The organism is Xylophilus sp. Leaf220 (genome assembly GCF_001421705.1).
Taxonomy (GTDB): Bacteria; Pseudomonadota; Gammaproteobacteria; order Burkholderiales; family Burkholderiaceae_C; genus Xylophilus.
Genome location: NZ_LMKO01000022.1, coordinates 363,026 through 376,843 on the forward strand (window position 1 = coordinate 363,026; position 13,818 = coordinate 376,843).

The 13,818-nt window shown below is 70.8% G+C and carries 12 protein-coding genes; 9 read left to right on the forward strand and 3 right to left on the reverse strand.

Annotated features, from left to right (window positions below):
- The first annotated feature begins 26 nt into the window (after positions 1-26).
- From gspN to ASE76_RS13675, 4 genes are all read left to right on the forward strand, one after another.
- A complete protein-coding gene (gene gspN / locus ASE76_RS13660; protein ID WP_055840357.1) occupies positions 27-836 on the forward strand; it encodes a type II secretion system protein N in 810 nt (269 codons plus the stop codon).
- 3 nt (positions 837-839) lie between these two features.
- Positions 840-3,299 carry a type II secretion system secretin GspD gene (gene gspD, locus ASE76_RS13665; RefSeq protein ID WP_082448492.1) on the forward strand — a complete coding sequence of 820 codons (2,460 nt, stop codon included), beginning with the start codon at positions 840-842 and terminating at the stop codon, positions 3,297-3,299.
- Positions 3,300-3,336: 37 nt separating this feature from the next.
- Positions 3,337-4,698: a GspE/PulE family protein gene (locus ASE76_RS13670; RefSeq protein ID WP_055840359.1), complete on the forward strand. Its 1,362-nt coding sequence runs from the start codon at positions 3,337-3,339 to the stop codon at positions 4,696-4,698.
- Between the two features lie 302 nt (positions 4,699-5,000).
- Complete coding sequence (locus ASE76_RS13675) at positions 5,001-6,020, forward strand: LLM class flavin-dependent oxidoreductase (protein WP_055840361.1); 1,020 nt, start codon at positions 5,001-5,003, stop codon at positions 6,018-6,020.
- Between the two features lie 19 nt (positions 6,021-6,039).
- Here ASE76_RS13675 and ASE76_RS13680 read toward each other — a convergent pair whose 3' ends face one another.
- The gene (locus ASE76_RS13680) at positions 6,040-6,759 is read right to left on the reverse strand and encodes a FadR/GntR family transcriptional regulator (protein WP_055840364.1); all 720 of its coding nucleotides are present in this window, start codon (positions 6,757-6,759) and stop codon (positions 6,040-6,042) included.
- A gap of 155 nt (positions 6,760-6,914) precedes the next feature.
- Between ASE76_RS13680 and uxuA the strand changes: the two genes are divergently transcribed.
- The 5 genes from uxuA to ASE76_RS13705 all read left to right on the forward strand — a co-directional run bounded on the left by uxuA (position 6,915) and on the right by ASE76_RS13705 (position 12,330).
- Entirely contained in the window at positions 6,915-7,955 is a 1,041-nt protein-coding gene (uxuA, locus tag ASE76_RS13685; protein ID WP_055840365.1) for a mannonate dehydratase, read from the forward strand.
- Between the two features lie 42 nt (positions 7,956-7,997).
- A complete protein-coding gene (locus ASE76_RS13690) occupies positions 7,998-9,017 on the forward strand; it encodes a tripartite tricarboxylate transporter substrate binding protein (RefSeq protein WP_236698435.1) in 1,020 nt (339 codons plus the stop codon).
- A gap of 108 nt (positions 9,018-9,125) precedes the next feature.
- Positions 9,126-10,346, forward strand: coding sequence for a type II secretion system inner membrane protein GspF (gspF, locus tag ASE76_RS13695; RefSeq protein ID WP_055840370.1), 1,221 nt, complete (start codon positions 9,126-9,128; stop codon positions 10,344-10,346).
- A gap of 233 nt (positions 10,347-10,579) precedes the next feature.
- Positions 10,580-11,557: a 5'-nucleotidase gene (locus tag ASE76_RS13700; protein ID WP_055840372.1), complete on the forward strand. Its 978-nt coding sequence runs from the start codon at positions 10,580-10,582 to the stop codon at positions 11,555-11,557.
- Positions 11,558-11,796: 239 nt separating this feature from the next.
- Positions 11,797-12,330, forward strand: coding sequence for an EF-hand domain-containing protein (locus tag ASE76_RS13705; RefSeq protein WP_055840374.1), 534 nt, complete (start codon positions 11,797-11,799; stop codon positions 12,328-12,330).
- Between the two features lie 94 nt (positions 12,331-12,424).
- Here ASE76_RS13705 and ASE76_RS13710 read toward each other — a convergent pair whose 3' ends face one another.
- Together ASE76_RS13710 and queC are read right to left on the reverse strand one after the other, a co-directional pair.
- On the reverse strand, positions 12,425-12,925 hold the full coding sequence (locus ASE76_RS13710; protein ID WP_055840376.1) for a hypothetical protein: 501 nt from the start codon (positions 12,923-12,925) through the stop codon (positions 12,425-12,427).
- Between the two features lie 91 nt (positions 12,926-13,016).
- Positions 13,017-13,742 carry a 7-cyano-7-deazaguanine synthase QueC gene (queC, locus tag ASE76_RS13715; RefSeq protein ID WP_055840378.1) on the reverse strand — a complete coding sequence of 242 codons (726 nt, stop codon included), beginning with the start codon at positions 13,740-13,742 and terminating at the stop codon, positions 13,017-13,019.
- Positions 13,743-13,818 lie beyond the last annotated feature (76 nt).

A 13,818-nucleotide genomic window follows, 5' to 3' on the forward strand; every position in this document is an offset into this window, starting at 1 on the left:
TCGCCCTTTCCGCTTTTCGCTCCCCCATGGCCCGCCGCTCTTCTTCTGTTTCCCGCCCCGGCCGCGAGCCTTCGGCCGGCTGGCGCTGGGCCACCGTCGGCGCGGTGCTGGGCCTGCTGGCCACGCTGGTGCTGTTCGCGCCGGCGCGCTGGCTGAGCGGCGCGCTGGCCGATGCCACCGATGGGCACCTGCTGCTGGCAGCTCCGGCCGGCACCGTCTGGAACGGCACCGCCCAGCTGGTGCTGACCGGTGGTGCCGGCAGCTCCGACGCCGCCGCCCTGCCCGACCGGCTGCGCTGGCGGCTCCGCCCCACCTGGGATGGCCTGACCTTGCAACTGCAGGCGCCCTGCTGCACGCCCGAGCCTGTCGCGCTGCGGGTGCACCTGAAGCGCGGCGGCGCCCGCATCGTGGTGGCCGACAGCGGCTCGCGCTGGCCGGCGGCCCTGCTGGCGGGCCTGGGCACGCCGTGGAACACGCTCAAGCCCCAGGGCGACCTGGCGCTGGCCACCCAGGGCCTGGCGGTGGAGATCGCCCAGGGCCGGCTGGTGCTGGCCGGCAGCGCGCAGCTGGACGCGCTCGGCATGTCGTCGCAGCTCTCGCCGCTGCGCCCGATGGGCAGCTACCGGCTGGTGCTGGCCGGCGGCGAGCTGCCGACGCTGGGCCTGCAGACCCTCGAAGGCGCGCTGCAGCTCACCGGCCAGGGCCGCTGGGTCGGCTCGCGCCTGCGTTTCGACGGCGAGGCCTCGGCCGCGCCCGACCGCGAAGCGGCGCTCTCGAACCTCCTGAACATCATCGGCCGCCGCAGCGGCGCCCGTTCTCTCATCACCGTAGGTTGACGCATGACCCACCGAACGCCGCGCGCCCCGCGCTTCTTCCAGCGATCCGTTCTGCGCATTGCTACTATTTCCGTAGCAGCAAGCCTGGGCGGGACGCCGGCTACAGGTCCTTTCGGCTTCCATAGTGCGAATGCGCAGAACAACCGGGCCGCCCGCGGCGCCGCGCCGCCCTCGGTCGGCGCGCGGGAGCCGGTGACGCTCAACTTCGCCAATGCCGACATCGAGGCGGTGGCCCGCACCATGTCGACCATCACCGGCCGCAACGTGGTGGTCGACCCTAGGGTCAAGGGCACGATGACGCTGGTGACCGAGCGTCCGGTGCCGCCGGCCGTCGCGTTCAACCAGTTCCTGGCGGCGCTGCGGCTGCAGAGCTTCACCGTCGTCGAATCGGCCGGGCTCTACAAGGTGGTGCCCGAGGCCGACGGCAAGCTGCAGGGCGGCGCGGTCACCGTCGCGCCCGCCACCGGCGGCGCGGCCGGCAACCAGATCATCACCCAGATCTTCAAGCTCAATTTCGAGAACGCCAACAACCTAGTGCCGGTGCTGCGGCCGCTGATCAGCCCCAACAACACGATCAACGTGAACCCGGGCAACAACTCGCTGGTCATCACCGACTACGCCGAGAACCTGCAGCGGATGGGCAAGATCATCGCGACGATGGACGTCTCGAACGCGAGCGACGTCGAGGTGATCCCGCTGCGCCACGCGGTCGCGACCGACCTGGCGCCGCTGGTCTCGCGGCTGATCGACGGCTCGGGTTCCGCGTCGGCCGCCGGCGGCCTGCCGGGCGCCCAGCCCACCGGCGTGCCCGGCGGCCAGGGCCAGACCGACAACGCCTTCCGCACCACCCTGATCGCCGAGCCGCGCAGCAACTCGCTGATCCTGCGGGCGGCCAACCCGGCCCGGGTGTCGCTGGTGCGCTCCCTTGTGGCGCGGCTCGACCAGCCCGCGCAGGACGGCGCCAACGGCGACGCCGGCAACATCCGCGTCGTGTACCTGAAGAACGCCGAGGCCACCCGGCTGGCGGTGACGCTGCGCGCCGCGATGGCGTCGCTCGCCGCCAACAGCGGCAACAGCGGCGTGGCGGGCGCCCTGCCCGGCGGCGGCACCACCGGCGTGCCGCAGCAGGGCGGCACCACGTCGAGCCCGTCGGGCTTCGGCGGAGGCAGCGGCTTCGGGGGCGGCTTCGGCGGCGCCGGCGGCAGCAACGCGGCCCTCGGCAGCAGCGCGTCGTCCAACTTCGCCAACAGCGCGATGCCGTCTACCGGCGGCAGCATCCAGGCCGACCCGGCCACCAACTCGCTGATCATCACCGCGAGCGAGCCGCTCTACCGCCAGCTGCGCGCGGTGATCGACAAGCTCGACGGCCGGCGCGCCCAGGTGCTGGTCGAGAGCCTGATCGTCGAAGTGAACGCCAGCAAGGTGGCCGATTTCGGCATCCAGTGGCAGACGGCGCTGGGCAACAGCGGCGACAGCGTGGTGGGCGTGATCGGCAACAACTCCAACGTCGCCGGCACCAACATCATCAGCCTGGCGCTGGCCGCAGCCGGCCTGGGCAGCACCGGCGGCGCCGCCGCACTCGCCAATTCGACGATCCGGCCGTCCACCGGCTTCAACCTGGCGCTGGCGCCGCGGATCAACGGCAGGTACTACCTGGGGGCGCTGGCCAACTTCCTGCAGAGCTCGGGCGACGCCAACATCCTCTCGACCCCCAACCTGCTGACGCTCGACAACGAAGAGGCGCGGATCATCATCGGCCAGAACGTGCCGTTCCCGACCGGCTCCTACGCCAACAGCACCGGCAGCAGCACCGTCAACCCGTTCACCACCGTCGAGCGCAAGGACGTGGGCCTGACGCTGCGGGTCAAGCCGCAGATCAACGAGAACGGCACGGTGAAGATGGCGATCTACCAGGAGGTCTCGAGCGTCGACACCAGCACCATCGCCAACCAGAACGGCCCGACCACCAACAAGCGCTCGATCGAATCCAACGTGCTGGTCGACGACGGCAGCATCGTGGTGCTGGGCGGCCTGCTGCAGGACGACTATTCGCTCAGCCAGGACAAGATCCCGGTGCTGGGCGACGTCCCGCTGGTAGGCGGCCTGTTCCGCAACGAGAACCGCAGCCGCCGCAAGACCAACCTGATGGTGTTCCTGCGGCCGGTGGTGGTGCGCGACGCGGCCGAGAGCGATTCGCTGACCCAGGACCGCTACGAGGCGATCCGCGCGCTGCAGCAGAACATCCAGCCCGCGCCGAGCACCGTGATGAACGGCGTCAGCGGCGCGCCGGTGCTGCCGCCGATGCCGGTGCCCGCGCCCCGCAAGGATGCGGGCGGCGGCATCCAGGGCACCGCCCTGGTCCCGCCGCCGCTGCCGCCCACCGTCACCCGGCCCTCGGGCCCGCCGCTGCGCGGCGCCCTGCCCGCCACCGCCGACCCGGCCACCCGCCAGGAAAGCCCGTGATCCGCCCCCTTCCCGACCGGCCCGGAGCCACCGCCTGATGCGCCACCCGCTGCCCTACGCCTTCGCCCGCACCCACCAGCTGCTGCTGGAGGACGACGCCGGCCAGCTCACCCTGTGGCACGGCCCCGCGCCCGACAGCGCCGCCTGCAGCGAAGTGCTGCGCAAGTACCCGGTGGCCGCCCTGCAGCGGGCCGAGGTGCCGGTGCTGGTGCAGCGCATCAGCGCCGCCTACGCCCAGGGCGAATCGAGCGCCGCCACGGTGGTGAGCGAGGTCGAGAGCGACGCCGACCTCTCGCGGATGATGCAGGACCTGCCGGCCATCGAGGACCTGCTGGAGACGGCCGACGACGCGCCGATCATCCGGATGCTGAACGCCCTGCTGACCCAGGCCGCGCGCGACGGCGCCAGCGACATCCACATCGAGCCCTACGAGCGCCACAGCAGCGTGCGCTTCCGGGTCGACGGCGCGCTGCGCGAGGTGGTGCAGCCCAACCGCGCGCTGCATGCGGCCCTGATCTCGCGCCTGAAGATCATGGCCGACCTGGACATCTCCGAGAAGCGCCTGCCGCAGGACGGGCGCATCTCCCTGCGCATCGGCACCCGGGCGGTGGACGTGCGCGTCTCGACCATCCCGTCGGCCCACGGCGAACGGGCGGTGCTGCGGCTGCTCGACAAGAGCGAGAGCAAGATCAGCCTGGAATCGGTCGGCATGCTGGGCGACGTGCTGCACCGCTTCGAGCGGCTGATCCGGCAGCCGCACGGCATCATCCTGGTGACCGGGCCCACCGGCTCGGGCAAGACCACCACGCTCTACGCCTCGCTGGCCCGGCTCGACGCCACCGCCAACAACATCATGACGGTCGAGGACCCGATCGAGTACGAGCTGCCGGGCGTGGGCCAGACCCAGGTCAACGGCAAGATCGACCTGACCTTCGCCCGGGCGCTGCGGGCCATCCTGCGGCAGGACCCGGACATCGTCATGATCGGCGAGATCCGCGACTTCGAGACCGCGCAGATCGCCATCCAGGCCTCGCTCACCGGCCACCTGGTGCTGGCCACGCTGCACACCAACGACGCCGCCAGCGCGATCACCCGCCTGACCGACATGGGCGTCGAGCCCTTCCTGCTGAGCAGTTCGCTGCTGGGCGTGCTGGCCCAGCGCCTGGTCCGCAAGCTCGACCCGACCGAGACCAGCGGCTACCGCGGCCGCACCGGCGTGTTCGAGCTGCTGGTGGTCGACGAGGCGATCCGCGCCCAGATCCACAACCAGGAATCGGAAGCGAAGATCCGCGACACCGCGCTGGCCGGCGGCATGAAGCTGATGCGGGAAGACGGCGAACGGCTGGTGCGCGAAGGCATCACCAGCCCCGAGGAAGTGCTGCGGGTCACGCGGGATTGAAACAGGCCCGGCTCGCCCGAGACGACGCAAGCGCATCCGACGATTCGAGCCGCATGCCCTTCTTGTCGCCAACGCTACAAAGTCGATAGCACCAGGCCATTGATACGTGCCGGCGATGCCGAGATTTCCGCGACATCTTGGGTCGAGGCCCGTTCGCAGGCCGCAATCCTCCTACGCCCTACTACGGGCCGTGGAGGTATCACCCGGATCGAAACCGTAGCCTTCGCACGGTTGCTGCAGCTACCGCCAGCAATCCTGCGCGCTCCCTTGCATCATGGCCGGCTGTCACCACCTGCTTTGCCATGAACACCTTGAATCGCACCGCTTTCTCCATGCTCGACCTGGTCGCCGTCCGCGAAGGCGGCACGGTGGCGCAGGCACTGGCTCTGGCGCTGCGGACGGCGCAGCATGCCGAGACGCTCGGCTTCACCCGCTACTGGATGGCCGAGCACCACAACATGGAGGGCATTGCCAGCTCTTCCACTGCGGTGATGGTGGGCCACGTGGCCGGCGGCACCCAGCGCATCCGGGTGGGTTCGGGCGGCATCATGCTGCCCAACCACGCCCCGCTGGTGGTGGCCGAGGCCTTTGGCACCCTCGCCGAGCTGTACCCGAACCGGATCGACCTGGGCCTGGGCCGCGCGCCCGGCACCGATCCGTCCACGATGCGTGCCCTGCGCCGCGACCGCACCGAGACGGTCGACGACTTCCCGGCCGACGTGCTGGAGCTGCAGCGCCTGCTGGCGCCCGCCCAGCCCGGCCAGAAGCTGGTCGCCACGCCCGGCGCCGGCACCCAGGTGCCGATCTGGCTGCTGGGCTCGAGCCTGTTCAGCGCCCAGCTGGCGGCCGAGCGCGGCCTGCCCTACGCCTTCGCCTCGCACTTCGCGCCGCGGCTGCTGCTGCAGGCGGTGGACCTGTACCGCGAGCGCTTCCGGCCGTCGGCGACGCTGGACAAGCCCTATGTGACCATCGGCGTGCCGCTGATCGCGGCGCCCACCGACGAGGAAGCGCAGTACCTGGCCAGCAGCACCTACCAGCGGGTGCTGGGCATCCTCACCGGCGCCCGCGGCAAGCTGCCGCCCCCGGTCGCGAACTTCGTCGACCAGCTGCAGCCGCGCGAACGTTCGGCGATCGAGGACTTCCTGGCCGCCGGCGTGATCGGCGGGCCGGAGACGGTGCGCCGCGGGCTGGAGACGCTGGCCGAGCGCACTGGCGCCGACGAGATGATGTTCGTCTGCGACATCTTCGACCCGGCGCTGCGGCTGCGCTCGCTCGACATCGCCGCGGCGGTCAAGGCAGAAGAGCCCGCGCTGGTCGACTGAGGCTCGGAGGGCCCGGGCTTCAGCGCCAGGTCTGCGAGAACTGCGAGACCACCCGCTCCAGGTGCCGGCGCATCGCCTGGCGGGCCTGCTCCGGGTCGCGCGCCAGCAGGGCGGCGAAGATGCGGTGGTGGTCGTCCAGGCTGGCCGCCCGCAGCGCGGGGGTGTGGAAATGCAGTTCGATCTTGTCCCAGCGCGGATCGCTGCGGGCGCTGTCCCACATCGATTGCACGATGTGCACCAGCATATTGTTGCCGGTCGCCTCGGCGATGCGCAGGTGGAACATGCGGTCGGCCTGGTCGTAGGCGGCCTTGTCGTCCATCCGGTCGCGCATGCGGTTCAATTCGTCCAGGATGCGGTCGAGGTCGGCATCGCGCCCTTCCCGGGCCGCCTGCGCCGCGATTTCCGACTCGATCAGGCAGCGGGCCCGCAGGGCCTCAATCGGGCCGGGGCCGTTCGGCAGGCCGACACCCGGCCGCCCGTCGTTCGCGCCGGCCGCGATGTAGATGCCCGAGCCCATCCGCACCTCGACCAGACCCTGCACCTCCAGCGCGATGATCGCTTCGCGCACCGCCGTGCGGCTGACCGCGAAACGCTCGGCCAGGGCCCGCTCCGACGGCAGCCGGGTGCCGGGCGGAAACTCGCCTTCGCGCACCAGCTCGACGACCTTCTCGGCGAGCTCGCGGTACGAGCGCTCGCCCTTCCAGGCCTCGGACGGAGAGGCGGTCGCCTTGTCTGCCATGTGCTTTCTTTTCGGCGCGGGAGGTGCGCGGTGGGATCGGTGCGCCGATTCTCGCCGCATCTTCCGCGGGTCTGCGCCTAGTGGTAAACCACAAGCACCTTTTGGCATACCAAAACTAAGATTGGTCCAACCAGTTTTTGCGAGGTGTTGGTCAGATGAAGATGTCGTTTCGTTGGTTCGGTGCGTCCGACCCGGTCAGCCTGCAGTACATCCGGCAGATTCCCGGCATGACCGACATCGTGTCCGCCGTCTACGACGAGCCGGTGGGCGCCGTCTGGCCCCCCGAACGGATCGCGGCGCTGAAGTCGGAGATCGAGTCCGCCGGCCTGCGCTTCGAGGTGGTCGAGTCGGTGCCGGTGCACGAGGACATCAAGCTGGGCAAGCCCGGCCGCGACACCCTGATCGCCCATTACCAGCAGACGATCCGCAACCTGGGCGCCGCCGGCATCAAGGTCATCTGCTACAACTTCATGCCGGTCTTCGACTGGACCCGCACCGACCTCTCCAAGCGGCTCGACGACGGCTCCACCTGCCTGGCCTTCGACACCCAAACGGTCGACAGCATCGACGTCACCCAGGGCATCTCGCTGCCGGGCTGGGACGCCAGCTACCGCCAGGACGAGCTGCTGGCGCTGCTGGCCGAATACCGCGAGGTCGATGCCGACCGGCTCTGGCAGAACCTCGCGTATTTCCTGAAGGCGATCATCCCGGTCGCGGAAGAAGCCGGCGTGAAGATGGCCATTCATCCCGACGACCCGCCGCGCCCCATCTTCGGCCTGCCGCGCATCGTCAAGAACCGCGACGACCTGGCCCGCATCCTGGCTGTTGTCGATTCGCCGGCCAACGGGTTGACGCTGTGCTCCGGCTCCCTGGGCGCGGGGCCCGAGAACGATGTCGAGGCGATGGTGCGCGAGTTCGGCGCGCAGGGCCGCATCCACTTCGCCCACCTGCGCAACGTCAAGGTCTCTCCGGCCGGCGACTTCGAGGAATCGGCGCACCTGTCGGGCTGCGGCTCGCTGGACATGGCGGCCATCGTCAAGGCCTACCACGACGTGGGCTTCACCGGCCATTTCCGTCCCGACCACGGCCGCATGATCTGGGGCGAGACCGGCAAACCCGGCTACGGGCTCTACGACCGGGCGCTGGGCGCGGTCTATCTCAACGGCCTGCTGGAAGCGGTGAAGAAGTTCGCCTAATCTCGGCCCCCCCGACACACAACTTCAACAGGAGACACCACCGTGGCATTCACTCTCAACTCCCGCGCCAGCGCGGTCCGCCGCATGGCGCTCTTCGGCGCCCTGGCGCTCGGCCTGCAGGGACTGGCCGCGACAGCCTTCGCGCAAGGCGCGGCCTGGCCGAACAAGCCGGTCTCGCTGATGGTCGGCTTCCCGCCCGGCGGCCAGACCGACTTCGCCGCCCGCGTGGTCGCCAACAGCCTCGGCACCACCCTGGGCCAGGGCATCGTCATCGAGAACAAGGGCGGCGTGAACGGCAACATCGCCTCGGTCGAGATCATGCGCGCCGCGCCCGACGGCTACCGCCTGCTGGTGGGCAACGGCTCGATGACCGTGACGCCCCACGTGTTCCCCAAGCTGGGCATCGCCGATCCGCAGAAGTTCACCCCCATCGGCGTGCTGCTGCAGTCGCCGCTGGTGCTGGTGGTGCCGGCCTCGTCGCCGGTGAAGACCTTCGCCCAGTTCGTCGAACTGGTCAAGAGCAAGGCCAAGGACGGCAAGGGCATCGACTACGCCACGCCCGGTGCCGGCTCGCTGGTGCACGTGGCCACCGAGCTGCTGCGCGACCGCCTGGGCGGCCCGGTGATGAACCATGTGCCCTACAAGGGCAGCGCCCCGGCCGTGGTCGACGTGATGGCCGGCCGCATCGACGCGATGTTCGACGCCACCTCGGTCTTCGCGCCCTACATCAAGTCGGGCCAGGTGCGCCCGATCCTCGTGACCAGCGCCAAGCGGGTCGAGACTCTGCCCGACGTGCCCACCAGCGCCGAAGCCGGCGTGAAGGATTTCGAGATCATCTCCTTCATCGGCCTGTACGGCCCGCCCGGCCTTCCGGCCGACGTGGTGAAGAAGGCCAACGCCGCGATCAACGTCGCGATGAAGGACCCGGCGGTGGTCAAGGGCATCAAGGACCGTGCCGACGAGCCCGGCGGCGGCACGCCCGAGCAGCTCGATACCCTGACCCGTTCGCAGTACAAGCTCTGGGGCGACGTGGTGAAGGCCAACAACATCCACTCGGAGTGACGCGGCCCCGCCCGGCGCGGGCGGGACATTCGCAGACGGGCCGACCCGGGGCGCGGGGCGGGCGCCGCCAAGGCGGACGCGCCCAGCTTCGGCGCTACCATCGCCGCCATGCCAGCCTATTCGTTTGAAGCCCTCGATGCCCAAGGCCAGTCGCGCAAGGGCGTGATGGAGGCCGACACCGCCCGCGCGGCCCGCAGCCTGCTGCGGGCCCAGGCGCTGGTGCCCCTGCTGGTGGAGCCGGTGGCGACCGGCAGCGGCGGCAGCCGCGATACCGGCGGCTTCTTCGTGCGCCGGGTCTTCAACTCCACCGGCCTGTCGATCTGGACGCGCCAGCTGGCCGGCCTGGTCAGCTCCGGCCTGCCGCTGGAGCGCGCGCTCACCGCGCTGTCGGACGAAGCCGAGGACGACCGCCAGCGCCACCTGGTCGCCGCGCTGCGGGCCGAGGTCAACGCCGGTGCCAGCTTCGCCCAGGCGCTCGGCCAGCACGGCCGGGAGTTCTCGCCGATCTTCGTCGCGGTGATCGGCGCCGGCGAGCAGTCCGGCAACCTGGGCCTGGTGCTCGACCGGCTGGCCGACGACCTGGAAGAGCGCCAGGCGCTCAAGGCCAAGCTGCTCGGCGCGGCGCTGTACCCGGCGATCGTGACGGTGGTGGCGATCGTCATCGTGCTGTTCCTGGTGGGCTACGTGGTGCCGCAGGTGGCCAGCGTGTTCGCCGGCACCAAGCGTGCCCTGCCGTTTCTGACCGTCGCGATGCTGGCGGTGAGCGATGTCGTGCGCAGCTACGGCTGGGCGATGCTGCTCGCGGTGGTGGTGCTGGCTTTCGCCGGCCGCGCCGCGTACGCCAACCCGGCGCTGCGCCGCCGGCTCGATGCGGCCTGGCTCACCCTGCCGCTGGTGGGCCGGCTGGCCCGCGGCTACAACGCCGCCCGCTTCGCCAGCACCCTGGCGATGCTGGCCGCCGCCGGCGTGCCGATCCTGCGCGCCCTGCAGGCCGCGGCCGAGACGCTGCACAACACCGCCATGCGCGCCGACGCGCTCGACGCCCTGGTGCTGGTGCGCGAAGGCGCGCCGCTGGCCTCGGCCATGGCGCAGAAGAAGCGTTTTCCCGGGCTGGTCGCGATGTTCGCCCGGCTGGGCGAGCAGACCGGCCAGCTGCCGCTGATGCTGCAGCGCGCCGCGGTACAGCTCTCGACCGAGGTGCAGCGCCGCGCCGTGTCGCTCGCCACCCTGCTGGAGCCGCTGCTGATCGTGGCGATGGGCCTGGTGGTGATGCTGATCGTGCTGGCGGTGCTGATGCCGATCATTCAGTTGAACCAATTCGTGCGCTAGCGCGCACGAAACCCCCAGGCTGCGCTTCGCTACGCCCCCCCCTGCGAGGGGGCGACACCGCTGGACCGGCGGAGCCGGATCCAGGGTGTCCCTGGGAATGCAGGGGGTGCGGGGGGCGGTGGGTGTGGGGTGGTCGGTTCTGGATCGAAAGTGGTTGGGGCCGGCTCCGCGCGCCGGCCTGCAGCTATGAAACTTATAGCGCCGGACCGAGGTCCGGCCACAACGGGGTTCTTATGCCGGTGACGCTGGAAGATAAGCTGGTGGTCGCGATCTCGTCGCGGGCGCTGTTCGATTTCGAGGAAGAGAACCGCCAGTTCGATCCGCGCGATCCCGGGCCCTACATGCAGCTGCAGCTGGACCGGCTCGACGTGCCGGCCAAGCCGGGCGTGGCGTTCTCGCTCGTCAAGAAGCTGATGGCGTTCAACACGCCGGGGGTGCAGCGGGTCGAGGTGGTGATGCTCTCGCGCAACGACCCGGTGAGCGGCATGCGCATCTTCCGCTCGGGCGAGGCGGCCAAGGTGCCGCTGGAGCGCGGGGTGTTCACCCAGGGGCGCGACCCGTTCCGCTACCTGCGGCCGCTGGGCGCGCACCTGTTCCTTTCGGCCAACGAGGAGGACGTGCGCGCCGCGCTGAACCTGGGCTTTCCGGCCGCGCGGGTGCTGACCGAATCGGTGCAGGCCGGCGCCACCTACCCGGACGAGGTGCGGATCGCCTTCGACGGCGACGCGGTGCTGTTCTCGGACGAGGCCGAGCGGGTCTTCCAGAAGAAGGGCCTGGCCGCCTTCCAGCGCCACGAGACCAGCAAGGCCGCCCAGCCCCTGCCCGACGGCCCCTTCAAGCCGCTGCTGAGCGCCCTGCACCGGCTGCAGCAGGCCAGCGATTCGGCGGTCGCCGGCGGCATGCGGCTGCGCACCGCCCTGGTCACCGCCCGCAGCGCCCCGGCGCACGAGCGGGCGATCCGCACCCTGATGAGCTGGAACATCGCGGTCGACGAGGCGATGTTCCTCGGCGGCCTGGAGAAAGGCGCGTTCCTGCGCGAGTTCGAGCCCGATTTCTTCTTCGACGACCAGACCGGCCACGTCAACTCGGCCGCGCTGCATGTGCCGGCGGGGCATGTGAGCTTCGGCGTCTCCAACCGGCTGCCGGCCGCGCCGCCCGCCCTGCCGGTGGAAACCGCCGCCACGCCGCCGCTGCCGCCGGCCGGCAGCTGATCCGACGCCGATCCGCATCCGGCCTGCAGTTTTTCGAAGGAAAACATGCTGCAGCCCGCGCAGGACGCCGGCCTTCAGCTATCGATTCGGTAGCATTCAGCAGAACCGTCATCCTGGGCCGCTTGCCAAAGACGACGAGCTTTGCAGCCGCGTTACCCGGCGCGCCCGCCATCCGTGCCACCATCGGGGCACACCGGCCCGGCCCCCCGCCGTGGCCGCCTTCGACTCCACAGCCTTCCATGTCCATGCCTTTCACCGCCATCGCCCGCCTCGTCCACGCCACCCGCGCCCTGGCCGCCCTCCTGACCACCCTGGCCCTGGCCGGCACCGCGGCCGCGCAGAGTGGCGGCGCCCAGCCCCAGCAGGCCGCGCCGCTGACCGCCACCACGCCCGAGAAGGCGGCCACCGAAGGCACCAAGGGCGAAGTGCTGGCCGCCAAGCAGTTCAAGTGGCTCGATACCGACGGCGACGGCTTCCTCACCAAGTCCGAGGTGGCGCTGTTCCCGCGGCTGCGCGACAACTTCGAGGCGGCCGATACCAACCGCGACGGCAAGGTGAGCTTCGAGGAGATCCGGGTGTTCGCCCAGAAGCACCGCGCCGAGCGGGACCGCGCACGGCAGGCACCTGCCGCGGTGGGAGACGCCGCACCGATGGCCCCGGCAGCGGCGACAGCGCCGGCACCGCGCAACGAGCCTGCCGCCGCGCCGGCGCCCATGGCAGCGCCGGCACCGGCCGCGCCGGCGCCCGCAGCCGGCAGCAAGCCTTCCTGGTAACGGAGTAGCACGGCCGTGGCGGCCGCTGGAGCGGCGGAGGCCGCTTCAGACGGGCGCCTGCCGCTACTGCCGCGCAGCGCCCTGCGCGGACGATTCAAGCCGCGGCCGACGGCGGCGGCCGCTTGACCTTGCTCGGGTCGGAGTAGACGACCGGCGCGTTCGGGTCGTTTGCCTGGCCGGACGCCAGGGCCTTCTGCGCCAGGCGCTGCTGCTCTTCGGCCAGGTCGACCATCGACGAGCTGGCGCGCCAGAGGGACTGCAGGTTGTCCATCAGCAGCTTGCTGATCGGCTCCTTCGGCGGCTCCTCGGGCTCCTTGACGGTTTCCTTCTGGCGGACGGTGGTCCAGTCGCGGTTGGGCGTTTCGGCGGCCGACGAGGGCGTGTTGTCGGGGCTGCGGGCCCCCTGGGGCGCGCCGACGAAATCCTGCGCCTTGGCCGCCGCCGTGGCCTGGGTGACGCCCGCCCGCACCGAGCCCTCGCCGGCGACCTGGGCGGACGACGACGCACCGCTGCTCGCAGCGGCGCCGCCACCCGCGGCGGTGGCCGCGGCCGGTGGGCGGTAGAGGGTCAGGTCAACGGGTGGGATCTGCATCATGGCGTGCTCCGGCGAAGGACGGGTGGCCAGGGTTGGACCGGCCGTATCAGTGTCTTCGGCAGGTTTGTACAAACCTTGAGGATTTTTTGAATTATTTTTGGCCGGGTGTTTGTTGGTGGTCGGCCGCCTCGCGGTAGCGGTTCCAGCCGTTGGCCCGCAGCTCGCACGCGGCGCAGGTGCCGCAGCCGTAGCCCCAGGCATGGCGGTGGCTGCGGTCGCCCAGGTAGCAGGTATGGCTGTGCTCGACGACCAGGTCGACGAACGGCAGGCCGCCGAGTTGCTCGGCCATCGCCCAGGTGGCGGCCTTGTCGATCCACATCAGCGGCGTCTCGACGACCAGGCGCCGGTCCATGCCGAGCGACAGGGCCACCTGCATCGCCTTCATCGTGTCGTCGCGGCAATCGGGGTAGCCGGAGTAGTCGGTCTCGCAGACGCCGGTGACCAGCACATCGTGGCCGCGCCGGTAGGCCAGCGCGGCGGCCAGCGTCAGGAACAGCAGGTTGCGGCCGGGCACGAAGGTGTTGGGCAGGCCGCTGGCCTCCATCCGGAAGGCGGTATCCCGCGTCAGCGAGGTTTCGCTGACCTGGCCGAGCACGCCGACGTCGAGCAGATGGTCGTCGTCGAGCCGCGCGGCCCACTGCGGGAACTGGTGGCGCAGCGCGTGCAGCACCTCCAGCCGGGCATCGAGCTCCACCCGGTGGCGCTGGCCGTAGTCGAAACCGACGGTCTCGACCCGCTCGTAGCGCTGCAGCGCCCAGGCGAGGCAGGTGGCGGAATCCTGGCCACCGGAGAACAGGACGAGGGCGGAGCGTTGCATGGCGGGCCTGCAGAGGATCAGCGCCGGGGCGCTATTGAAACGATAGCTACTGGCCGGCGCTGCACGCCGGCCACAG